Source organism: Acidovorax sp. CCYZU-2555, from assembly GCF_018413525.1.
GTDB lineage: Bacteria > Pseudomonadota > Gammaproteobacteria > Burkholderiales > Burkholderiaceae_C > Comamonas.
Genome location: NZ_JAHCDD010000035.1, coordinates 1 through 21,351, shown reverse-complemented (window position 1 = coordinate 21,351; position 21,351 = coordinate 1). Strand labels below are relative to the sequence as shown.

21 protein-coding genes are annotated in these 21,351 nt (G+C 67.1%); 9 read left to right on the top strand and 12 right to left on the bottom strand.

Annotated features, from left to right (window positions below):
* Positions 1–129: 129 nt before the first annotated feature.
* Entirely contained in the window at positions 130–873 is a 744-nt protein-coding gene (gene gpmA, locus KHY18_RS13665) for a 2,3-diphosphoglycerate-dependent phosphoglycerate mutase (protein WP_213300650.1), read from the bottom strand.
* A gap of 89 nt (positions 874–962) precedes the next feature.
* Here gpmA and KHY18_RS13660 point away from each other — a divergent pair, with 89 nt between their 5' ends.
* The 4 genes from KHY18_RS13660 to KHY18_RS13645 all read left to right on the top strand — a co-directional run bounded on the left by KHY18_RS13660 (position 963) and on the right by KHY18_RS13645 (position 3,337).
* Positions 963–1,370 (top strand): rhodanese-like domain-containing protein, encoded by a 408-nt coding sequence (locus KHY18_RS13660; protein ID WP_213300647.1) that lies wholly within the window; start codon positions 963–965, stop codon positions 1,368–1,370.
* Between the two features lie 48 nt (positions 1,371–1,418).
* On the top strand, positions 1,419–1,676 hold the full coding sequence (grxC, locus tag KHY18_RS13655) for a glutaredoxin 3 (protein ID WP_213300644.1): 258 nt from the start codon (positions 1,419–1,421) through the stop codon (positions 1,674–1,676).
* A gap of 130 nt (positions 1,677–1,806) precedes the next feature.
* Positions 1,807–2,283 (top strand): protein-export chaperone SecB, encoded by a 477-nt coding sequence (gene secB, locus KHY18_RS13650; protein WP_213300641.1) that lies wholly within the window; start codon positions 1,807–1,809, stop codon positions 2,281–2,283.
* A gap of 52 nt (positions 2,284–2,335) precedes the next feature.
* Positions 2,336–3,337 (top strand): NAD(P)H-dependent glycerol-3-phosphate dehydrogenase, encoded by a 1,002-nt coding sequence (locus tag KHY18_RS13645; RefSeq protein WP_213300639.1) that lies wholly within the window; start codon positions 2,336–2,338, stop codon positions 3,335–3,337.
* 159 nt (positions 3,338–3,496) lie between these two features.
* Here KHY18_RS13645 and lysA read toward each other — a convergent pair whose 3' ends face one another.
* Entirely contained in the window at positions 3,497–4,741 is a 1,245-nt protein-coding gene (lysA, locus tag KHY18_RS13640; RefSeq protein WP_213300637.1) for a diaminopimelate decarboxylase, read from the bottom strand.
* A gap of 138 nt (positions 4,742–4,879) precedes the next feature.
* On the opposite strand from lysA, the gene KHY18_RS13635 reads away from it, so the two are divergent.
* From KHY18_RS13635 to pabB, 4 genes are all read left to right on the top strand, one after another.
* A complete protein-coding gene (locus KHY18_RS13635; protein ID WP_213300634.1) occupies positions 4,880–5,800 on the top strand; it encodes a LysR family transcriptional regulator in 921 nt (306 codons plus the stop codon).
* 90 nt (positions 5,801–5,890) lie between these two features.
* Positions 5,891–6,748 (top strand): carboxylating nicotinate-nucleotide diphosphorylase, encoded by an 858-nt coding sequence (gene nadC / locus KHY18_RS13630; RefSeq protein WP_213300632.1) that lies wholly within the window; start codon positions 5,891–5,893, stop codon positions 6,746–6,748.
* Positions 6,748–7,875 carry a quinolinate synthase NadA gene (gene nadA, locus KHY18_RS13625; protein ID WP_213300630.1) on the top strand — a complete coding sequence of 376 codons (1,128 nt, stop codon included), beginning with the start codon at positions 6,748–6,750 and terminating at the stop codon, positions 7,873–7,875. Before nadC ends, nadA begins: the two co-directional genes overlap by 1 nt.
* A 71-nt stretch (positions 7,876–7,946) precedes the next feature.
* Entirely contained in the window at positions 7,947–9,716 is a 1,770-nt protein-coding gene (pabB, locus tag KHY18_RS13620; RefSeq protein WP_213300627.1) for an aminodeoxychorismate synthase component I, read from the top strand.
* Here the strand turns inward: pabB and KHY18_RS13615 are convergent.
* The 7 genes from KHY18_RS13615 to KHY18_RS13585 all read right to left on the bottom strand — a co-directional run bounded on the left by KHY18_RS13615 (position 9,707) and on the right by KHY18_RS13585 (position 16,975).
* Positions 9,707–10,345: a tRNA-uridine aminocarboxypropyltransferase gene (locus tag KHY18_RS13615; RefSeq protein ID WP_213300624.1), complete on the bottom strand. Its 639-nt coding sequence runs from the start codon at positions 10,343–10,345 to the stop codon at positions 9,707–9,709. The two genes, pabB and KHY18_RS13615, sit on opposite strands and share 10 nt — an antisense overlap.
* Positions 10,342–11,562, bottom strand: coding sequence for a CynX/NimT family MFS transporter (locus KHY18_RS13610; protein ID WP_249729119.1), 1,221 nt, complete (start codon positions 11,560–11,562; stop codon positions 10,342–10,344). Before KHY18_RS13610 ends, KHY18_RS13615 begins: the two co-directional genes overlap by 4 nt.
* Before the next feature lie 80 nt (positions 11,563–11,642).
* On the bottom strand, positions 11,643–13,733 hold the full coding sequence (locus KHY18_RS13605; protein WP_213300621.1) for a catalase: 2,091 nt from the start codon (positions 13,731–13,733) through the stop codon (positions 11,643–11,645).
* A gap of 106 nt (positions 13,734–13,839) precedes the next feature.
* Entirely contained in the window at positions 13,840–14,199 is a 360-nt protein-coding gene (locus KHY18_RS13600; protein WP_213300619.1) for a 5-carboxymethyl-2-hydroxymuconate Delta-isomerase, read from the bottom strand.
* Positions 14,200–14,235: 36 nt separating this feature from the next.
* Positions 14,236–15,828, bottom strand: a complete 1,593-nt coding sequence (nadB, locus tag KHY18_RS13595) for an L-aspartate oxidase (protein ID WP_213300617.1) — start codon at positions 15,826–15,828, stop codon at positions 14,236–14,238.
* Between the two features lie 48 nt (positions 15,829–15,876).
* On the bottom strand, positions 15,877–16,737 hold the full coding sequence (locus tag KHY18_RS13590; RefSeq protein ID WP_213300616.1) for a segregation and condensation protein A: 861 nt from the start codon (positions 16,735–16,737) through the stop codon (positions 15,877–15,879).
* Between the two features lie 34 nt (positions 16,738–16,771).
* On the bottom strand, positions 16,772–16,975 hold the full coding sequence (locus tag KHY18_RS13585) for a DUF3460 family protein (RefSeq protein WP_213300614.1): 204 nt from the start codon (positions 16,973–16,975) through the stop codon (positions 16,772–16,774).
* 47 nt (positions 16,976–17,022) lie between these two features.
* Between KHY18_RS13585 and KHY18_RS13580 the strand changes: the two genes are divergently transcribed.
* Positions 17,023–17,520 carry an outer membrane protein assembly factor BamE gene (locus KHY18_RS13580; protein ID WP_213300612.1) on the top strand — a complete coding sequence of 166 codons (498 nt, stop codon included), beginning with the start codon at positions 17,023–17,025 and terminating at the stop codon, positions 17,518–17,520.
* 147 nt (positions 17,521–17,667) lie between these two features.
* Here KHY18_RS13580 and KHY18_RS13575 read toward each other — a convergent pair whose 3' ends face one another.
* The 3 genes from KHY18_RS13575 to KHY18_RS13565 form a co-directional block, all read right to left on the bottom strand.
* Positions 17,668–17,934, bottom strand: a complete 267-nt coding sequence (locus KHY18_RS13575) for a hypothetical protein (protein WP_213300610.1) — start codon at positions 17,932–17,934, stop codon at positions 17,668–17,670.
* 11 nt (positions 17,935–17,945) lie between these two features.
* On the bottom strand, positions 17,946–20,015 hold the full coding sequence (metG, locus tag KHY18_RS13570; protein ID WP_213300608.1) for a methionine--tRNA ligase: 2,070 nt from the start codon (positions 20,013–20,015) through the stop codon (positions 17,946–17,948).
* Between the two features lie 76 nt (positions 20,016–20,091).
* On the bottom strand, positions 20,092–21,336 hold the full coding sequence (locus KHY18_RS13565) for a patatin-like phospholipase family protein (RefSeq protein WP_213300719.1): 1,245 nt from the start codon (positions 21,334–21,336) through the stop codon (positions 20,092–20,094).
* Positions 21,337–21,351: the final 15 nt, after the last annotated feature.

Here is a 21,351-nt window from a genome sequence, read left to right as displayed (position 1 = left end):
TCAATATACACCTGACAGGTGTCTGCCCCACGCGGTTGACCGGGGCAGCCTTGAGACACCGGCGCATGACGCACCGATGCTCTATTGTGCCGTCTTGTTTAATGCCGTGCCGGACGTATGACGTCTGAATCAGGCTTTACCTTGCGCGGCGACGGCCGCAGCGGCCTTGGCGGCGGCTTCGGCATCGCCCAGATAGTACTTGCGCAGGGGCTTGAGGTTGTCATCGAGCTCATACACCAGCGGGATGCCGTTGGGCACATTCACGCCGACGATTTCGTCATCGGAGATGTTGTCCAGGTACTTGATCAATGCGCGGATCGAGTTGCCGTGCGCGGCGACCACGACGCGTTTGCCGGCCAGGATGGCAGGCGCCATGGCTTCGTTCCAGAACGGAATGACGCGGGCCACGGTGTCCTTGAGGCATTCGGTCAGCGGAATCTGCTCGGGCTGCAGCTTCGCGTAGCGCAGATCGCCGCGTTCGCTGCGTTCGTCGGTGGGCTCGAGCGCCGGTGGCGGAATGTCGTAGCTGCGGCGCCATTGCAGCACCTGCGCGTCGCCGTATTGCTTGGCCATGTCGGCCTTGTTGAGGCCTTGCAGGCCGCCATAATGGCGTTCGTTGAGGCGCCAGCTGTGAACCACGGGCAGCCAGGTGCGGTCCATTTCGTCCAGCGTGTGCCAGAGGGTGCGCGTGGCACGCTTGAGCACGCTGGTGTAGGCGACATCGAAGTCATAGCCTTCGGCCTTGAGCAGGCGGCCGGCGTTCTTCGCCTGTTCCACGCCGGTGGGGGTCAAATCCACATCGGTCCAGCCGGTGAAGCGGTTTTCGAGGTTCCAGGTGGATTCACCGTGGCGTATCAGAACGAGCTTGAACATGGGGTCCCTTAAGACGACAAAGCAGGAGATGACCGGAGGTCAAAGTCTGCCATTCTAAAATTGACCGGTTTGCCAACCCAAGGAATGACGTGAATTTCATCATCGATAACTGGTATTTAATTTTGCTGGCGCTGGTTTCCGGCGGCATGCTGCTTGTGCCCTTGCTCAAAGGAAGCACGGGCGGCACGCTGTCGGCCGCGAATGCGGTACAGCTGATCAACCGCGAGAAGGCCGTGGTGATCGACGTGTGCGAGCCCGAGGAATTTGCCGCGGGCCATGTGAACGGCGCGCGCAACGTGCCTCTGGGCGAGCTGCAGGACCGCCTGCCCAGCATCGTGAAGAACAAGGCCTTGCCGGTGATCCTGGTGTGCTCCAAGGGCCCGCGCGCACAGCGCGCCGAAGGCATTGCGCGCAAGCTCGGCTATCCCCGTGCCCAGGCGCTCGCCGGCGGCATCAAGGCCTGGCGCGAAGCCAATCTTCCGATTGAAAAAGGCTGAACCAGCCCCATCTACGGGCATTGTCCCGCTTTGAAGAAAGAACTCCTGATGCAAGCTGTGAAGATGTACACCACCGCCGTCTGCCCTTATTGCATCCGTGCAAAGCAGATTCTGAAGTCCAAGGGCGTGGAGCAGATCGAGGAAATCCGCATCGACATGGACCCGGTCGCGCGTGACCACATGATGCAGACCACGGGCCGTCGAACGGTGCCGCAGATCTTCATCGGCGAGACCCATGTGGGCGGCTGTGACGACCTGATCGCGCTCGACGCGCAGGGCGGCCTGCAGCCCCTGCTCGCGGCCTGATCGCCTGCGCAGATTGGCCGCGGCGCTGTCCGCGGCTGCATAATGCTTTTCCCAAGTGCCTGCTGCGGGAGCGTCTCCCGGGCGGGCTTTGTTTTGATTCCGGTTCGTTTAAGTGAGAAAGACCGACGCCATGGCCGACCAAGAAAATCCCGTATTCCAGATTCAGCGCGTTTACCTCAAGGATTTGTCGCTGGAGCAGCCCAATTCGCCCGCGATCCTGCTCGAGCAGGAACAGCCCAGCGTCGACATCCAGCTGGGTGTCGAAGCCACTCCCGTGGCCGAAGGCGTCTACGAAGTCGCCGTGACCGCGACCGTGCAGACCAAGATCAACGACAAGACTGTCTTCCTGGTCGAAGCCAAGCAAGCCGGCATCTTCGAGATCCGCAACCTGCCTGAAGACCAGATGGGCGCCGTGATCGGCATCGCCTGCCCACAGATCATCTATCCCTACCTGCGCGGCAATGTGGCCGACGTGGTGACCCGCGCCGGCTTCCCGCCCGTGCACCTCGCCGAAATCAACTTCCAGGCGATGTACGAGCAGCAGCAGGCCCAGGCCGCGGCTGCCCAGGGCGGCGCTGACGCCAATCCCAACCCCGCCCTGCAATAAGCCGGCTTTCGGGGGCGCGCGGCGCTGCGCCGCGCGACCCTCGCTGCACACCATGAACATTCTCGTCATCGGTGCCGGAGCCTGGGGCACGGCGCTGGCCATGAGCGCTGCGGCGCATCCCGCGGGCCATGCGGTCCAGCTCTGGGCGCGCGATGCGACCCAGGCCCAGGCCATGCGCGCGGCGCGCGAAAACTCGCGCTATCTCGCGGGCATTGCCTTCCCCCCTGGTCTCACGGTCATCGATGGCGACATCACGGCCGCTGCAGCCCAGGCAGAATTGATCATTGTCGCCACGCCCATGGCGGCGCTGCGCGAATGGCTGCAGCGCCTGGCCCAGAGCCGCGCGCCCGTGGCCTGGCTCAGCAAGGGCTTCGAAGCGGCGGCCCAGACCGGCGCTGCCGGCCTGATGGCGCATGAAGTCTGCGCCGCCGTCGCGCCTCAATTGCGCGCCGGCGTGTTCAGCGGCCCTAGCTTTGCGCTCGAAGTCGCGCGCCAGCAGCCGACGGCGCTGGTCGCGGCGAGCAGCCATCCGCAGGTCAGCGAAGCGCTGGTTGCGGCTTTCCACAGCAGCCATGTGCGTGTCTATGCGAGCACCGACATCGTCGGTGTCGAAGTCGGCGGCGCGGTGAAGAACGTGCTGGCGATCGCCACCGGTCTGTGCGACGGCCTGCAGCTCGGGCTCAATGCGCGCGCGGCCCTCATCACGCGCGGCCTGGCCGAAATGACGCGGCTGGGCCTGGCGCTGGGCGCGACCGAAAAAACCTTCATGGGTTTGTCGGGCCTGGGCGACCTGGTGCTCACGGCCACGGGCGATCTGTCACGCAACCGCAAGGTCGGCCTGCTGCTGGCCCAGGGCCAGACGCTGGACCAGGCCGTGCAATCGCTGGGCCATGTGGCCGAAGGCGTCTACAGCGCGCGCACCGTGCTGCGGCGCGCGCAGCTTGTGGGTGTCGACATGCCGATCACGGAAACCGTGGTGGCCTTGCTCGACGGCCGGCTGCATGTGAGCGAAGCCGTGCAGTCGTTGATGGCGCGGGACCCGCGCGAAGAATAAATCGCCCCCACGCTTGCTCGCTGCGCGTGGCTGCGCTGCCCCCCAAGGGGGCCCTCGCCGCCTTGGGGCGGCCCGGCGGCGGCTCGCTCGCGCTCCCGAGACGCTCTGCTATACAGGTCGCTGCATGCGTTTGGGGTCACGTATTTTCCAAGGCTGGACTCAAAGCCCCAATTCCAACGCCAGCAACTGTTCCACCGTCTGCCGACGGCGGATCAGCTGCACGCGTTCGCCGTCGACCAGCACCTCGGCGGCCAGGGGGCGGGTGTTGTAGTTGCTCGACATGGACGCGCCATAGGCGCCGGTGTCGTGGATCACGAGCAGATCACCCACGGTCGCGCCCGCCAGCGAGCGCGGCAGCACCACGCCGCCATCGCCCTGGGTGAACACGTCGCCCGACTCGCACAGCGGGCCCGCGACCACGCTGTCGCGCGCGGGCAGGCTCGCGCCGTCGCGGCGCTCGATGTGCATCGCGTGGAAGCTGCCGTACATCGACGGGCGCATGAGTTCGTTGAAACCCGTGTCGACCAGCACGAAGTGGTTGTTGCCCGCGTTCTTGGTGGCGCGCACCGTGCCCAGCAGCACGCCCGATTCGGCGACCAGGAAGCGGCCGGGTTCGATTTCGAGGCCCAGCGCATGGCCCACGATGGCTTCGGCCTGCTTGCGCGCCGCGTCCCAGAGGCCGTGGTAGTGGGCGGTGTCGATCACCGGCTCGCCTGCGCGGTAGGGGATCGACAGGCCGCCGCCGGCCGAAATCGCTTCGAGGTCGTGGCCTGCGTCCTTGGTGGTCTGCACCAGCTGGACCATGGCGCCGCAGACTTCCGACAGATGGCTGTAATCCACGCCCGAACCGATGTGCATGTGCAGGCCGGCCAGGTGCAGGCCGCCGCTGCGAATCGCGGCCAGCGCTTCGAGCAGGTCGGTGTGCCAGATGCCGTGCTTGCTGTGCTCGCCGCCCGTATTGGTCTTGTTGCTGTGGCCGTGGCCGAAACCGGGGTTGATGCGCAGCCAGACCGCGTGGCCCGGCGAAGCCTCGGCCAGCTGGTGCAGCATGTCGATCGAGCCGGCGTTGACCGGCACCTTGTGTTCGACCACGGTGGCCAGCGTGGCTTCGTCCATCACGTCGGCCGTGAAGACGATTTCGGCGTGGGCGCCGCCGGGCTGGTAGCCCGCGGCCAGCGCGCGCTCGATTTCGCCGCGCGAGACCGCGTCGACCTTCACGCCCTGTTCGCGCATCAGCTTGAGGATGTGGATGTTGGAGCAGGCCTTCTGCGCGAAGCGGATGGTGTCGAAGCGCGCCAGCTCGGCGATGCGCGCGCGTATGGTCGCGGCGTCATACACCCACAGCGGCGTGCCGAATTGGTCGGCCAGCGACCACAGTTGGGCGGAAGTGAAAGGGCAGGTCATTGCAGTGCGGCCAGAGGCGAAAAGGGGGAAGGGCGCGGGCCAGGTTGCCCGCGAAATGGCCGCCATCATGCGCGCGTCTGTTCATGCCGTCCAATGCTTTGTTTTTCCCATGTCATTCATTTTCGATATGCTTTGGCGATGATTTCCCGTATCACCCACCGCCATATCGAAGTGTTTCGCGCCGTCATGACCACGGGCAGCGCCACGGGCGCGGCGACGCTGCTCGCGAGCTCCCAGCCCACGGTGAGCCGCGAGCTCGCGCGCCTGGAGCAGCTGCTGGGCTATGCGCTGTTCGCGCGCAGCCAGGGCCGGCTGCGGCCCAATGCGCGCGCGCTGGCGCTGTGGGATGAAGTGCAGCGCTCGTGGCAGGGGCTGGAGCGCGTGGTCGACAAGGCGCTGGCGCTGGGCCGGGCCGAAGAGGCGCAGATCAGCGTGCTGTGCCTGCCCGCGCTGAGCCATGCGCTGCTGCCCGGCGCCGCCGCGCGGCTGCTCGCCCGCTATCCGCAGGCGCGGCTCGCGGTCACGCCGCAGGAGTCGCCGCTGCTCGAGGAATGGATGGCCGCGCAGCGCTTCGACCTGGGCCTGAGCGAGCACGAAACCGCGCCCGCGGGCACGCAAGCCTTGCCGCTGCTCGCGCTCGACGAAGTCTGCGTGCTGCCCGCGGGCCATGCATTGGCGTCGCGTGCGCTGCTGCGTGCCGAGGATTTCGCCGGCCAGCCGTTCGTGAGCCTGTCGGCCGACGACCCCTATCGCCGGCAGATCGACGCGGTGTTCGCGCAGGCCGGGGTGGCGCGCGATCTGCGCGTGCAGACGCACAATGCGGTCGCGGTCTGCGCCATGGTCGAGCAGGGGCTGGGGCTGGCCATCGTCAATCCGCTCACGGCCCTGGCCTGCGCCAGCGAGCGCCTGCTGTGGCGGCCGCTGGCGTTCTCGATTCCGTTTCGCGTGCATGCGCTGCTGCCGCTGCACCGGCCCGCGCTGCCCGAAGTGCAGCCGCTGCTCCAAGCCTTGCAGGACGAGGCCGCGGCCCTGGCGCGCCGGCTATCGCCTGTCGGCTGACAGAGTGCAACGTTGCGGCCTGCCCACGGGCTTGGAAATGGTCACAATTTCCTGTTCGCTGCGCGCGCTATGCGTCTAGACTTCGGGCCCATGAATGACTGGACCGACAAAGAGGCCATCCGCGCATTGGCCCGCCACGATGTGGCGCTGGCGCTGCAAGAAGATGTGGGCGCAGGCGATCTCACGGCTGCACTGATAGACCCGGCACGCCGGGCGCGCGCGCGCGTGATCGTGCGCGAAAGCGCCGTTCTGTGCGGCGGCCCCTGGCTCGAGGAGGCGCTGCGCGCGCTCGATCCGGGCGTGAAGATCACCTGGCATGCGCACGAAGGCCAGCGGCTCGCGGCCAATGCGCTGGTGCTCGAAGCCGAAGGCCAGGCGCGCGCGCTGCTGTCGGCCGAACGTACGGCCTTGAACTTCCTGCAGCTGCTGTCGGGCGTGGCGACCAAGACCGCCGAGTATGTGGCTGTGGTCGCGGGCACGCGCGCCAAGATTGTCGATACGCGCAAGACGCTGCCCGGCCTGCGGCTGGCGCAGAAGTACGCGGTGCACAGCGGCGGCGGCACCAACCACCGCATAGGCCTGCACGACGCCGTGCTGATCAAGGAAAACCACATCGCGGCCGCAGGCGGCATCGCCGCCGTGCTGGGCGCGGCCCAGGCCGTGGCCAGCACCGCCGCATTCATCGAGATCGAAGTCGAGAACCTCGACGAGCTGCACGAGGCGCTCGATGCGGGCGCGAAGATGGTGTTGCTCGACAACATGCCGCTCGACATGCTGCGCACGGCCGTGGAAATCAACGCCGGGCGCGCGGTGCTCGAAATCTCGGGCGGCGTGACGCTCGACGGCCTGCGCGCGCTGGCCGAAACCGGCGTGGACCGCATTTCGATAGGCGGCCTGACCAAGGATGTGCGTGCGACCGACTTCTCGATGCGCATGGAGGAGCTGTGATGACTTCACTTGTTGCCGATCCGCGTCTGGACGTGGAATATGAGCAGCCGCTGAGCGACGCTGGGGTCTGCGCCACGCGCCATGCCTGGGCGCGCGTGCCGGCCGAGCCTTCGCCCACCGAGCGCGTGGCGCTCAAGGAGCGCATCCGCGCGCTGCTCAAGGAAAAGAACGCGGTCATGGTGTCGCACTTCTACGTGCACCCCGACCTGCAGGATCTGGCCGAGGAAACCGGCGGCCTGGTCAGCGATTCGCTCGAAATGGCGCGCTTTGGCCGCGACCACGCGGCGCAGACGCTGGTGGTGTCGGGCGTCAAATTCATGGGCGAGACGTCCAAGATCCTGTCGCCCCACAAGACCGTGCTGATGCCCGACCTCGACGCGACCTGCTCGCTCGACCTGGGCTGCCCCGTCGATGCGTTCAGCGCGTTCTGCGACCAGCACCCCGATCGCACGGTCGTGGTCTATGCGAACACCAGCGCCGCCGTGAAGGCGCGCGCCGACTGGGTCGTGACTTCGAGCTGCGCGCTCGACATCGTGCGCGCGCTCAAGGCCGACGGCCAGAAGATCCTCTGGGCGCCCGACCGCCACCTGGGCGGCTACATCCAGCGCGAGACCGGCGCCGACATGGTGATGTGGAACGGTGCCTGCATCGTGCACGACGAATTCAAGGCCTTCGAGCTCGAAGCGCTCAAGCGCGAGCATCCCGGCGCCAAGGTGCTGGTCCACCCCGAAAGCCCGGCCGATGTGGTCGCGCTGGCCGACGCCGTGGGCTCGACGTCGGGCATCCTGAACGCCGCGCGCGACATGGACGCCAGCGAGTTCATCGTCGCCACCGACAACGGCATGCTGCACAAGCTGCGCACGCTGTTTCCGCACAAGCGCTTCATCGAGGCGCCCACGGCGGGCAACAGCGCCACCTGCAAGAGCTGCGCCCACTGCCCCTGGATGGCGATGAACGGCCTGGCCGGCCTGGTCGACATTCTCGAGACCGGGCGCAATGCGATCCATGTCGATCCCGCGTTGATTCCGCGCGCGCGCCAGCCCATAGACCGCATGCTGGCGTTCACCGCTGCGCTCAAGAGCGGAGCGCCGATTGCGGGCTTGGTGCCGCATCTGGGCGCAGCCTGAGTCCGGGCGGGATAATGCCGGTTTGATGGCGGCCCGCGCCGGCTTCGCGGGCGTTGAAAGCGCATTGGACCATGGACACTCGGATTGATTTCACCTTGCCGCAGGGCGCGGCCGATGCGCGCCTGCGCCGGCGTTTCGGCGCACCGCACCAGGTGTGGGTGGCGCATGCGCCCGGCGAAGTGCGCGCCGTGCTCGACGCGGCCGAGAACGCCGCGCGCGCCGGCGCCTGGTGCGTGGGCTTTGTGCGCTATGAAGCCGCCGCGGCATTCGATCCGGCGCTTGTGACCCATGCCGCCGATGGGCCGCTGGCCTGGTTCGCGGCCTATTCCGAGGCCTTGCCCTGGGATGACGACGCTGCGCCGCATGCCAGTGAAGCGGCGCGCATCGACTGGCGCAGCACGCTCAAGCGCCCGGCGTTCGACGCGGCGATGGCGCAGATCCATGAAGCGATCGCGAACGGCGCGTTCTATCAAGTCAACTACACGGCGCCGTTGCACGGCGAGCTGTTGCAGGGTACGCCCGAAGCGCTGTTCGATGCGCTGCTGCGCGCCCAGCCCCAAGGCTATGCGGCATGCGTGGACACGGGCGAAGAACAGGTGTTGTCGGTCTCGCCTGAGCTGTTCTTCGACTGGGACGGCGAGCGCATTCTCGCCCGGCCCATGAAAGGCACGGCGCCGCGCGGCGAAACGCCCGAACAGGACGCTGCGCTGGCCCAGGCCCTGCGCAGCGCGCCCAAGGAGCGTGCCGAGAACGTGATGGTCGTAGACCTGCTGCGCAACGACTTGTCGCGCATTGCCCAGCCGTTCAGCGTCAAGGTGCCGCGGCTGTTCCACACGCAGGCCCTGCCCAGCGTCTGGCAGATGACTTCCGATGTGCAGGCCACGACGCGCGCCGGAACGCGCCTCGCCGATGTGTTCGCCGCGCTGTTTCCCTGCGGCTCGATCACGGGCGCGCCCAAGGTCGCGGCGATGCAGATGATTCACGCGCTCGAACCGCAGTCGCGCGGCGTCTATTGCGGCGCGCTGGGCGTGCTGCGGCCCACGGGCGCGGGCGGCATGCACGCGACGTTCAATGTGCCGATTCGCACCGTGGTGCTGCGCGGCGTGCAGGCGGTCTGCGGCATTGGCAGCGGCATTACTTCGGGCGCACAGGCCGATGGCGAATGGCGTGAATGGCTGCACAAGAGCGCCTTCGTCGAGCGCGCGAGCGCGCCTTTCGCGCTGCTCGAAACGCTGGCGCTGGAAGACGGCGCCTGGCGCCATCTGCCCGAGCATCTGCAGCGCCTGCAGGCCACGGCCGCGCATTTTTCCTATCCCTGGTCGGGGCGCGTGGCGCAAAGTCTGGCAGCCGTTGCCGCCGCGCACCCGAACGGGCTGTGGCGCGTGCGGCTGCAGCTCGATGCGCAGGGCGAGGCTGTCGCCGAAGCGTTTGCCTGCGCGCCCACGCCAGCGCCCGTGCGCTTGCAGCTGGCCGCGGCGCCGCTCGAAGACCGCTGGGCCCATGGCCAGTTCGTGCGCCACAAGACCACGCGCCGCGCGCATTACGACGCGTTCGCGCCGTCCGATCCCTTGGTCTTCGATACCCTGCTGTTCAACGAACAGCGCCAGATCACCGAATGCACGCGCGGCAATATCGCGGCGCTGATCGATGGCCGCTGGATCACGCCGCCCGTGGCCTGCGGCCTGCTGCCCGGCGTGGGCCGGGCCATGGCCTTGCAGGCAGGGCGTGTGAGCGAAGCCGTGCTGCATCTGGACGACCTGCCGCGCGTGCAGGCCTGGGCATTTCTCAACAGCCTGCGCGGCTGGCTCGCGGCCGAACTGGCGTCAGCGCCTCAGGCCTGAGGCCGCCACTGCTGCTCGCGCCGCACCAGCGCGTCCATGGCCAGCAGCAGTTGGTCGATCTGTTGATTGTCCGGTGCCAGCTGCGCCAGCGCGCAGGCTGTGGCTTCGAGCGTCGACAACTGGCCCGGCCGGTGCGCACGGCGTATCGCATAGCGCGAGGCGGGCAGATCGTGCAGCGTCAGGCGCGGCAGCTGCTGCAGCAGCGGATTGAGATAAAGCATCTTGCGGCTCTTGCGCCAGGTGCCGTCGATCACCACCAGGCGCAGGCGCTCAGGTGCCTGCAGCCATTCTTCGGGCAGCGGCGGCGCAGGTATGAGCGGCAGCGCCGGGTCGGGAGCTGACTCGGGGTAGAGCAGCACGCTGCGCGCTGTGCCAGGGCCGCCGTGCCAGTCCTGCGTCAGCCAGTTTTCAAGCGATTGCGCATCGAACTGCTCGCCGATTTCCAGCCGGCTGCGCGCCAGGCACAGATGCAGCAGCCGCGCCGTGCCCTTGGCTTCATTCACTTCAAGCGGGTGCTGCAGTATCAGCACTTGCGGGCCGCAGTCGACGCGCTGCGCCAGCGCGCAGATGCAGTTGCGCTGCGGCCGCGCGCAGCGCGTGCACAGCGCGCGGCCGGCGGCGGCGTTCATCGCGTGCCGGGCCGGACCAGCAGATTGCGGCCCGCGCCCCAGCCGCTCCAGGCCATGGCGGCCGACAGCAGCGCGATCAGCCAGATGCTCGACGCAAAGCTGCCTGTCCATTGGTGCAGCAGGCCCGTGAGCAGCGGTCCGAACGCCGCGAGCATATAGCCCCAGCCCTGGGCCATGGCCGACAGCTGGGCCGTGACCTGGGCATTGCCGCTGCGCATCACGATCAGGCTCAGCGCGAGCGCGAACAAACCGCCCTGGCCGCAGCCCAGCAGCAGCGCCCAGAGCCAGACCGAAGCCAGCGGCGCGAGGATCAAGCCCATCAGCGCCGCGAAGGCCAGCGCCGTGAGGCCCACGGCCAGCGCGCGCTGGTCGCGGCAGCGCGCGGCGATCGAAGGCACGACCAGCGACGTCACGAGCTGCGACAGCGTGGTGATGGCCACCACATAGCCGGCCATGTCGCTTTCGAGGCCGCGCTCGCGCAGGATGGGCGCAAGCCAGCCGATGACGATATAGGCCAGCGAAGACTGCAGGCCCATGAAGGCCGTGACCTGCCAGGCCAGCGGGTCGCGCCCCAGGCTGCCGGCGCGCGCGGCCGCATCGGTGGGCTCGGTGTGCATGCGCAGCGCCTGGGGCAGCCACAGCGCCAGCACCAGCAGCGCGGGCAGGGCCCAGACCGCGAGCGCATAGGGCCAGGCGCCATCGAACAGGTTGGTGGCCAGCGGCACGGTCGATGCGGTGGCGATCGTCGCGCCAATGCAGATCGCCAGGATGTACATGCCGGTCATCAGCGCCGCATGCCGTGCGAAATGGCGCTTGACCAGGCTGGGCAGCAGCACGTTGCCCATGGCGATGCCCGCGCCGGCCAGCACGGCGGATGCAAACAGAAAGGGCAGGCTGCCCGCGGCGCGCAGCAAGGTGCCCGTGCCTATCAGCAGCAAGGCCAGCAGCAGCACGCGCTCGGCACCAAAGCGGCGCGACAGCCAGGGTGTGGGCGCGGAGAACAGGCCCAGGCACAGGATGGGCAGCGTGGTCAGCAGGCTCGCGCCCGCAGCGCTCAGGCCGGTGTCGCGCATGATTTCGGGCAGCACCACGGAGAGGCTGCCAAACACGGGACGCAGATTGCAGGCGATCAGCAGAAGGCTCAGCGCCAGCAGGATTTTCCGCTGGCGATCGCTGGAGGCGGTCGACAGGGAAGAGAGGGAATCGGGAGTCGACATAGGCCGCAGACTGTAACGTCAATCGCCGGCCTGTGCAGCGGCCCGCGCACGAGGGCCGCTGCATCTTGGGGCGTAGTCGTTCAGGCCAGCGAGCGCAGCTTGGGTTCGCGCACCCACTGACGGGTCTGCGCGGCTTTGAGGAACTCCGCGATCTGGTCGGGAGTGAACACGCCCGCGTCGGGCTCGATGCCGCCGGCCGAGAGAATCTGCCGCGTGCCCTTGCACGCGGCAATCGCCTTGAGGTGGCCGAACGCGTCACGGAACCAGTCGACGGCCGCGGCCTCGTGCGACAGCAGCGAGCCCTGCTCCAGCGGAATCACCGAAGCCACGGCGTCGAACAGCACCGAAGGCGTGCCCGCGAGTTGCCCGTCGGCGGCGAGCGTGCTGCCGTCGCTGAGCTGCACCTGTATCTTGGGTGCGACCACCTTGAGCGTCGCGCCCGCGGCTTCGACGGCCTTGCGTATCTTGGCGATCGATTCGGCATTCGAGCCGTCGGCGACCAGCAGCCCTATGCAGCGGCCGGCCAGCGTCGGTTTCATGCGGTCGATCAAGCGCAACGCCGGCGAGACCGGCATCTCCTTGGCAGGCTGGGCCGCGGGCGGCGGCGCCGGCAGCTTGGCCATGCCCAGGCCCTTGGCCACGCGTTCGGCCAGGCCCTTGTCGATATGCTGCAGCTGGCCGACCACGGCTTCGCGCACCGCGGGCGTTTCCACCTTGGACAGCTCGAACACCAGCGCCGACGCCATGTGCGCCTGCTCGATGTGGCCCTGGCTCTGGAAGAACATGCGCGCCTGGCTGAAATGGTCGGCAAAGCTCTCGGCGCGCACCCGGCCCTTGACGCCGTCGTCGGGCGCTTCGGCGAAATGGCGCATGCCGGTGGCAGCGCTGGCGCGCGGGCTGTCGGCCTGCAGGCTCGAAGGCTCATAGGCGACGCGGCCTTTGGGGCGCTGCATCTGCATATGGCCGTCGCGCTGGTTGTGGGCGAACGGGCATTGGGGCGCGTTTATCGGAATCTGCGTGAAGTTGGCGCTGCCCAGGCGCGAAAGCTGGGTGTCGAGATAGGAGAACAGCCGGCCCTGCAGCAGCGGGTCGTTGGAGAAATCGATGCCCGGCGGCACATTGGCCGGGCAGAACGCGACCTGTTCGGTCTCGGCGAAGAAGTTGTCGGGCCAGCGGTCCAGCGTCATGCGGCCAATGACCTGCAGCGGCACCAGCTCCTCGGGCACCAGCTTGGTCGCGTCGAGGTGGTCGAAGTCGAAGGCGTCGGCTTCTTCCTCGGAGAACAGCTGCACGGCCAGATCCCAGGCGGGGAAGTTGCCCGCGCTGATGGATTCGAACAGGTCGCGCCGGTGGAAGTCGTTGTCGGCGGCCTGCAGCTTGACGGCTTCGTCCCAGACCGTCGACTGCAGTCCCAGCACCGGGCGCCAGTGGAACTTGACGAAGGTGCTCTTGCCTTGGGCGTTGACCAGGCGGAAGCTGTGCACGCCAAAGCCTTCGATCATGCGCAGGCTGCGCGGAATGGTGCGGTCGCTCATGATCCACATCACCATGTGCATGGATTCGGGCATCAGCGAGATGAAGTCCCAGAACGTGTCGTGCGCGCTCGCGGCCTGGGGGAATGCGCGGTCGGGTTCCATCTTCACGGCATGCACCAGGTCGGGAAACTTCATCGCGTCCTGGATGAAAAACACCGGAATATTGTTGCCCACGAGGTCCCAGTTGCCTTCGGGCGTGTAGAACTTGACGGCGAAGCCGCGCACGTCGCGCGGCGTATCGACCGAGCCCGCGCCGCCCGCCACAGTGGAGAAGCGACAGAACACGGGCACGCGCAGGCCTTTTTCGGACAGCACCTTGGCGGTCGTGTGTTCGGCCAGCGAATGCGTGAGTTCAAAGAAGCCATGCGCGCCGCTGCCGCGCGCGTGCACCACGCGCTCTGGAATGCGCTCATGGTCGAAATGGGTGATCTTCTCCCGCAGGATGAAGTCTTCGAGCAGGGTAGGCCCGCGCGGCGTGCTGCGCAGCGAGTTCTGGTTGTCCGGAACGGCAATGCCCTGCTGGGTGGTCAGCACGGGGTGGGTGCCGCCAGCCTGCTGCTGGAGTTCACCCCCCTGGCCTCTGGAGGCAGATTCGCTGTTTTTGGCGGGCTTGGACTTGGCAGGCTGTCGTGGCATCGTGGGCTCCTTTTGAGGGTAGCTCCACACTATGTGGCGCGGTCGCGGCGGGCGCTGTAGGCCGTGGGCCTGCCTGGCTGTCCGGTCCGCGCCGCGCCAACAGCGCTTACAGCTTGCTCTTGTGGTAGCTGCCGCGGTCCATGTCGCTGATCTCGACGCTCACCTGGACCAGCATGCCTTCGGGGTGGGGCGTGAGGCGGCGCAGTATTTCGCCAATGCCGTCCGACAGCTCCTTCTTGGCTTCGGGCGTGCGGCCCGACAGCAGCTTCAGTTCGGCATGGATGAAGCCGCGCGCGCCCGCCACATTGCCGATCACGTATTGCTGCGTCTTGGTGATGCGGCCCTTGACATCGAACTCATCGATGATGGAGGGGTGGCCGCAGACGGAGTTCACCAGTTCGGTGAGCAACTGCTGTTCGGGCAGGTCGGCCAGGTTGGCGCTGTATTCGACGTAAAGATGGGGCATGGAAGTCTCCTCGGTAAAAAAAGGGGCGGTGCGCGCTCAGCGGGGGGCCGGCGGCACCAGGATGGTCGGGGCGCTGGGCGCGGCCAGCGCGGGGTAGTCGCGGCTGTAATGCAGGCCGCGGCTTTCGTGGCGCATCTGCGCCGAGCGCACGATGAGTTCGGCCACCTGCACCAGGTTGCGCAGCTCGAGCAGGTCGCGCGTGACATGAAAGCGCGCATAGAACTCGTCGATTTCGGCCGTGAGCAAGGCGATGCGCCGCGCCGCGCGCTCCAGGCGCTTGTTGCTGCGCACTATGCCCACGTAGTTCCACATGAAGCGGCGCAGCTCGTCCCAGTTGTGCGCGATCACCACGGCTTCATCGGCGTCGGTGACCTGGCTGTCGTCCCAGTCAGGCAGGGCGCCGGTCTCGGCGGGCGCCGCGGCGCGGATCGCGTCGGCGGCGCTGCGCGCGAACACCATGCATTCGAGCAGTGAGTTGCTCGCCAGGCGGTTGGCGCCGTGCAGGCCCGTGCAGGCGGCTTCGCCTATCGCCATCAGGCCGGTGACATCGGTGCGCCCGGCAAGGTCGGTGAGCACGCCGCCGCAGGTGTAGTGCGCCGCGGGCACGACAGGAATCGGCTCGCGCGTGATGTCTATGCCCAGTTCCAGGCACTTGGCCAGGATATTGGGGAAGTGGGCCTGCAGGAACTCGGGGCTCTGGTGCGAGATGTCGAGGTAGACGCAGTCGAGCCCGTGCTTCTTCATCTCGAAGTCGATGGCGCGCGCGACGATGTCGCGCGGCGCGAGTTCGGCGCGTTCGTCATGCGCGTCCATGAAGCGCTGGCCGCCGAGCGCGGCCGGCAGCAAGAGCCGCCCGCCTTCACCGCGCACGGCTTCGCTGATCAGGAACGACTTGGCGTGCGGATGGTAGAGGCAGGTCGGGTGGAACTGGATGAATTCCAGATTGGCCACGCGGCAGCCCGCGCGCCAGGCGGCCGCGATGCCGTCGCCGGTCGCGGTGTCGGGATTGGTGGTGTAGAGGTAGACCTTGCCCGCGCCGCCCGTGGCCAGGATGGTGTGGGGTGCGCGGAAGGTGTCGACTTCGTCGGTCGTGCCGTTGAGCGCATACAGGCCCAGGCAGCGCGGCGCGCCGCCCAGACCCAGGCGCTTGGACGTGATCACGTCGACCAGCGTGTGGTCTTCGAGCACGGTGATGCCCGGCGTGCGGCGCACGGTGTCTATCAGCTGGCGCTGCACGGCCGCGCCCGTGGCGTCGGTCGCGTGCACGATGCGCCGCGCGCTGTGCCCGCCTTCGCGCGTGAGGTGCAGCTCGCCGTTCTCTTCTGAAAACGGCACGCCCAGCGACTGCAGCCAGGCAATCGCCGCGGGCGCGTTCTCGACCACCTGGCGCGTCGCGGGCAGGTCGCTCAGGCCCGCGCCCGCGATCAGCGTGTCGTTGATATGGGCGTCGAAGCTGTCGTCTTCGGCGAGCACGGCGGCAATGCCGCCCTGGGCCTGGTTGCTCGCGCCGTCGTCGAGGCTGCGCTTGGTCAGCACCGCGACGCGGAGCGTGGGCGCGAGTTCCAGCGCGGCCGTGAGGCCGGCCAGGCCGCTGCCCACAATGAGTACGTCGAAATCGTGCAATGCCATGGTGAAACGTCCGTGGAAGGATGACGGTCAGCTCAGGGCAAGCCAGCCCTAGAGCGGTGTGTAGGCCAGTCGCACGTAAATCGGTGCGAAGGCTTCGGCCTGGGTGATCTCGATCAGCGTTTCCTTGGCCAGCTCGAGCAGGGCGATGAAAGTCACGACCAGCACGGTGGAGCCGCGCGCGGGCTGGAAAAGGTCTTCGAACGGCACGAAGCGCTTGCCCTGCAGCGATTTGAGGATCTGGCTCATGTATTCGCGCACGCTCAGTTCCTCGCGCGTGATGCGGTGGTGCTGGATCAGCGTGGCGCGCTTGAGGATGTCCTGCCAGGCCTGCTGCAGCTCGCCCGGCACCAGGTCGGGAAAGCGCGGCTGCAGGCTTTGCTCGATATGCACCTGGGCCTTGAGGAAGTCGCGGCCATGCTGGGGCAACTGGCCCAGGCGTGCGGCCGACAGCTTGATCTGCTCGTACTCGAGCAGCCGGCGCACCAGCTCGGCGCGCGGGTCCTCGGCTTCGAGCGCGTCGGCCGACTTCTTGGGCGGCAGCAGCATGCGCGACTTGATCTCGATCAGCATCGCGGCCATCAGCAGGTATTCGGCGGCCAGTTCGAGGTTGCGGCTGCGGATCTCGTCGACATAGCGCAGATACTGGCGCGTGACGCTCAGCATCGGAATGTCGAGAATGTTGAAGTTCTGCTTGCGGATCAGGTAGAGCAGCAAGTCGAGCGGGCCTTCAAAGGCTTCGAGGAAGACTTCGAGCGCGTCGGGCGGAATATAGAGGTCGTTGGGCAGCGCGAACAGCGGCTCGCCATACAGGCGCGCCAAAGCCACCCGGTCGACGATGTCGACCAGGCCGTCGGGCGCGAGTGCTTCGCCCGGGGCTATGGCGAGCGCTGCGTCTGTCGGGCCACTCATGACTCAGCAGGCGGGCGCCTGGCGGTCGTCAGGCTCAGGCCTTGGTCTGGTAAACGTAGGGCTTTTGTTCCACGCGGCCGGCACGGTAGTCTTGCCAGATCTCGCTGTCCACGTTCTTGTCCCACAGAAGGGCGCGGCCCTCCAGCTGGCGTGCCTCGAGATCGGGCTTTTGCGCGCGCAACTGCTCGATGAACTGGGTGGTGTCGGATTTGTAATCGGGGCGGGCGAAAAAAGACATGGACTGTTAACCTCGTAGGAATACATGATTTTACGGGACATGGAGCTATGCGACCAATCTATCGCTGGATCTGGAGTCTGGGCGCGGCTTTTGGCCTGCTTTCGCTGGCGGCTTGCGACCCGCAGCGCATCGCCGAACTCGAAGAGGATGTATCGACCGAAGTCGATGTGCGCGACCGCTTCGGCGAGCCCGAAAACATCTGGCAGGAAGCCGATGGCGCGCGCACCTTCGAGTACAACCGCCAGCCGGCGGGCCACCAGAACTACATGATCACCATAGGCCCCAACGGCAAGATGACGGCACTGCGCCAGGTGGTGGCGCCGCACACGTTCGAGCAGGTGCGCGCGGGAATGACCGAACAGGAAGTGCGCCGCATGCTGGGCAAGCCCGCCAAGCGCATGACCTATGAACGCAAGCAGGAGACCGAGTGGGACTGGCGCTTTATCGATCCGCCGACCACGGAGATGCTGTTCACCGTGACGTTCGGCACGGATGGGCGGGTGCTGCGCACCGGGCGCAGCCTGGTGCAGCGCGATGGGCCTTGAAGGAATTTATAGGGCAGGCCGTTCACCCTTCGACGCGGCCGGCGAGGCAGGCTCAGGGCGAACGGGGAAGAAGGCACAACCTCCCTCTCCGTTCGCGCTGAGCCTGTCGAAGCGCAGCAGCTTTGGAGCACGCTGTGCCGTCAAAGTTCAGGGCGCAGGTGCAATGTTGTACTTGACGTTCACACCGCTGTTGTCCGCAGCCGCGGGCGCATCGTCGCCCATCATCGCGTCGGCCGCCTTGCCGATTCCCTTGCCCGCGATGCGGGCCGTGCCTATGGCGGCATCGGCCGCCAGGCCCACCACGCCGGCCGTGACGCTCACGGCCGCCGAAGTCACGGCAACGACGGCGCAGCCGCCGAGCAGGCTCAGCGCGCCGGCCGCGAGCAGCCAGCGCCATTGCGGCAGCCAGGCCATGGTGGGCTGTCTCAGTTGATACGCATGCCGGGCGTGGCGCCGGCCACGGGCTCGAGCACGTAGATGCCGGGCTGGGCCTTTTCGTCGGCATGGCTCGCGGCGAGCACCATGCCTTCGGAAACGCCGAACTTCATCTTGCGTGGCGCGAGGTTGGCGACCAGCACCGTGTGCTTGCCAATCAGGTCGGCAGGCTGGTAGTGGCTGGCGATGCCGCTGAACACATTGCGCATGCGGCCTTCGCCCGCGTCGAGCGTGAGGCGCAGCAGCTTGGTCGAGCCTTCGACGGCTTCGCAGTTGACGATCTTCGCGATGCGCAGGTCGACCTTGGTGAAGTCATCGATGCCAATCGTTTGCGCGATCTCTTCACCGCCGGGCAGCACTTTTTCCACGACCGGCGCGGGCGGTGCTTCGAACAGCGCGTCGAGCTGCTTCACATCGACGCGCTGCAGCAGATGCTCGTACCTGCCGATCGCATGGCCTGCACCCAGCAGGTTCTGTGCGTCGGCAAAGCCCAGCGGCGCGACATTGAGGAAGACCTCGACCTGTTGCGCGACCGCCGGCAGCACCGGCTTGATGTACACGGCGAGCAGGCGGAAAGCTTCGATGCAGGTCGTGCAGACTTCCTGCAGGCGTGCGTCCATGCCTTCCTGTTTGGCGAGCTCCCAGGGCTTGTTGGCATCGACGTAGGCGTTGACGCGGTCGCACAGCTGCATGATTTCGCGCACGGCGCGCGCGGTGTCGCGCTTCTCGAATGCGTCGGCGATCGCCGGCGCCTGGGTGCGCAGCTGCTCCAGCAGCGCCTGGCCTTCGGCGCCCAGGGCGGCGAGCTTGCCTTCGAAGCGCTTGGACAGGAAGCCCGCGGCGCGCGAAGCGATGTTGACGAACTTGCCGATCAGGTCGCTGTTGACGCGCGCCATGAAGTCTTCGCGGTTGAAGTCTATGTCTTCGTTGCGGCCGTTGAGCTTGGCGGCGAGGTAGTAGCGCAGCCATTCGGGGTTCATCGCCAGGCTCAGGTACTTGAGCGGGTCCAGGCCCGTGCCGCGGCTCTTGCTCATCTTCTCGCCGTTGTTCACGGTGAGGAAGCCGTGCACGAAGATTTGCGTGGGCGTCTTGCGGCCGCTGAACTTGAGCATCGCGGGCCAGAACAGCGTGTGGAAAGTCACGATGTCCTTGCCGATGAAGTGGTACTGCTCGAGCTTTTCGTCGGCCATGTAGGCCGCGTAGTCTTCGCCGCGGCGGTCCAGCAGGTTCTTCAGCGAGGCCAGGTAGCCCACGGGCGCATCCAGCCACACGTAGAAGTACTTGCCCGGCGCATCGGGAATTTCAATGCCGAAATAGGGCGCATCGCGCGAGATGTCCCAGTCGCCCAGGCCTTCGCTGGTCGAGCCGTCAGGATTGGTGCGCACGCTGAACCATTCCTTGACCTTGTTGGCCACCTCGGGCTGCACATGCTTGCCGTTCTGCGTCCATTCCTGCAGGAACTCCACGCAGCGCGGGTCCGACAGGCGGAAGAAGAAATGCTCCGAGCTCTTGAGCACGGGCTGGGCGCCGGACAGTGCCGAGTAGGGGTTGATCAGGTCGGTGGGCGCGTAGACGGCGCTGCAGACTTCGCAGTTGTCGCCGTACTGGTCCTTGGCGTGGCACTTGGGGCATTCGCCCTTGATGAAGCGGTCGGGCAGGAACATGTTCTTCTCGGGATCGAAGAACTGCTCGATGACCTTGGTGTCGATGAATCCGGCCTTTTTCAGGTCCAGATAAATCTCTTTGGCGAGCACATGGTTTTCCTCGCCATCGGTGTTGTGCCAGTTGTCGAACTGGATGTGAAAGCCGTCGAGGTACTGCTTGCGGCCTGCAGCGATGTTGGCGACGAACTGCTGGGGCGTGACGCCGGCCTTCTCGGCGGCGATCATGATGGGCGCGCCATGGGCGTCGTCGGCACCGACGAAATTCACGTCGTTGCCCTGCATTCGCTGGAAACGCACCCAGATGTCGGCCTGGATGTACTCCATGATGTGGCCGATATGGAAGTTGCCGTTGGCGTAGGGCAGGGCTGTGGTGGCGAAGATCTTGCGTGCAGACATCGGAAGCGGCTTTCTCTAGGGGAACCCGTGATTTTAGAGGCTTGCGCGGTCCGTGGCTGAAGTGGGGTTGCGCGGCCTAGGCCCAGGCCGCTTCCCGCGGGCTGGCCGCGGGCGCCTTGGCGGCCTGGTTCCATTGGAAGAATTGCACGACTTCCTCGCGCTGCGCCAGGGTGTCCTTGCGGCCCAGCGCCATCAGCTCGCGGATGTAGCCGGGCTCGAACAGCAGGTAGCTCGCCAGGCCCGCGCCGCGCGCGTCGTTGGCATCGGTGGTCACGCCCAGAGCGCCCAGCAGGCTGCGCATGCTGCGCGGCAGATCGCCGACATGGCGCGCGGCAATCGCATCCAGCCGCTGCGAAGGCGCAATCACCAGCAGATCGAGCGGTCGCAGGTTGCTGCGCGCGCGCACGTCGGGCGGAATCAGCGCCAGCGTGCCATTGATGCGCCGGGCGCGCTCGATGTCCAGCGCCAGCGCATCGAGAAAGATGTTCGACAGCGTATGGCCGGCGATCTGCGCCAGCGTGGGATAGCTGGCCGTGGCGCTGGGCGGCGGGCTTTCCTGCGGGCCGTGCATGCGCCCCGCGCCTATCACCAGCACGCGGTCGGCGCCCAGATGGATGGCCGGGGCCAGCGGCGCGGTCTGGCGCATGGAGCCGTCGCCGAAGTATTCGGTGTGCTCGCCCATCTCCAGCGCGGTCGCGGGGAAGATGAAGGGAATGGCCGAAGAGGCCAGCAGATGGGCGTGGGTGATGTGGCCGCCGACGGCGCGGCGCTGCGAGCGCACCCAGGGCTGGAGCTGGGCATGGGTTTCGTAGAAGGTCACATGCTCGCCCGACGAATAGCTGGACGCGGTGACGGCCAGCGCGCGCAGATGCCCGCCGGCGATGACTTCGGGCAGGCGTTCCAGCGGCACCAGATCGGTCTGCAGCAGCCGGCCCAGCGGCGCGTTGTCGAGCAGCGAGCGCGGGCGCATGGTGCGCAGGCGCGTCAGCGCCCAGCCCAGCGACAGCAGGCTCAGCCAGCGCGCGCCGCTGCGCAGCATGCTCAGCGCATCGGCGTGGTAGACGTCCTCGGCATGCAGATGGCTCCAGAGATGGGCCATTCTGCGCACCGTGAGATCGAAATGGTCGGCGCCGCAGGCCAGCGCCGCCGCATTGAGCGCGCCCGCCGAGGTGCCGGTCAGGATGGGAAAAGGGTTGGGGTCATGGCCATGCCCGCAGCTGCGGCGGATATGGGCAATGGCTTCGAGCACGCCCACCTGATAGGCGGCGCGGGCGCCGCCGCCGGTCAGAAGCAGGCCCGTGGTCGGCGGCACACCGGTCAGTGCGCTGCTTTCAGG

Bases quoted from the DNA above. Each gene is read 5' to 3' on its own strand.
- gpmA (WP_213300650.1), bottom strand. From the start codon at position 873: ATGTTCAAGCTCGTTCTGATACGCCACGGTGAATCCACCTGGAACCTC.
- grxC (WP_213300644.1), top strand. From the start codon at position 1,419: ATGCAAGCTGTGAAGATGTACACCACCGCCGTCTGCCCTTATTGCATC.
- secB (WP_213300641.1), top strand. From the start codon at position 1,807: ATGGCCGACCAAGAAAATCCCGTATTCCAGATTCAGCGCGTTTACCTC.
- KHY18_RS13645 (WP_213300639.1), top strand. From the start codon at position 2,336: ATGAACATTCTCGTCATCGGTGCCGGAGCCTGGGGCACGGCGCTGGCC.
- lysA (WP_213300637.1), bottom strand. From the start codon at position 4,741: ATGACCTGCCCTTTCACTTCCGCCCAACTGTGGTCGCTGGCCGACCAA.
- KHY18_RS13635 (WP_213300634.1), top strand. From the start codon at position 4,880: ATGATTTCCCGTATCACCCACCGCCATATCGAAGTGTTTCGCGCCGTC.
- nadC (WP_213300632.1), top strand. From the start codon at position 5,891: ATGAATGACTGGACCGACAAAGAGGCCATCCGCGCATTGGCCCGCCAC.
- nadA (WP_213300630.1), top strand. From the start codon at position 6,748: ATGACTTCACTTGTTGCCGATCCGCGTCTGGACGTGGAATATGAGCAG.
- pabB (WP_213300627.1), top strand. From the start codon at position 7,947: ATGGACACTCGGATTGATTTCACCTTGCCGCAGGGCGCGGCCGATGCG.
- KHY18_RS13615 (WP_213300624.1), bottom strand. From the start codon at position 10,345: ATGAACGCCGCCGCCGGCCGCGCGCTGTGCACGCGCTGCGCGCGGCCG.
- KHY18_RS13610 (WP_249729119.1), bottom strand. From the start codon at position 11,562: ATGTCGACTCCCGATTCCCTCTCTTCCCTGTCGACCGCCTCCAGCGAT.
- KHY18_RS13605 (WP_213300621.1), bottom strand. From the start codon at position 13,733: ATGCCACGACAGCCTGCCAAGTCCAAGCCCGCCAAAAACAGCGAATCT.
- KHY18_RS13600 (WP_213300619.1), bottom strand. From the start codon at position 14,199: ATGCCCCATCTTTACGTCGAATACAGCGCCAACCTGGCCGACCTGCCC.
- nadB (WP_213300617.1), bottom strand. From the start codon at position 15,828: ATGGCATTGCACGATTTCGACGTACTCATTGTGGGCAGCGGCCTGGCC.
- KHY18_RS13590 (WP_213300616.1), bottom strand. From the start codon at position 16,737: ATGAGTGGCCCGACAGACGCAGCGCTCGCCATAGCCCCGGGCGAAGCA.
- KHY18_RS13585 (WP_213300614.1), bottom strand. From the start codon at position 16,975: ATGTCTTTTTTCGCCCGCCCCGATTACAAATCCGACACCACCCAGTTC.
- KHY18_RS13580 (WP_213300612.1), top strand. From the start codon at position 17,023: ATGCGACCAATCTATCGCTGGATCTGGAGTCTGGGCGCGGCTTTTGGC.
- KHY18_RS13575 (WP_213300610.1), bottom strand. From the start codon at position 17,934: ATGGCCTGGCTGCCGCAATGGCGCTGGCTGCTCGCGGCCGGCGCGCTG.
- metG (WP_213300608.1), bottom strand. From the start codon at position 20,015: ATGTCTGCACGCAAGATCTTCGCCACCACAGCCCTGCCCTACGCCAAC.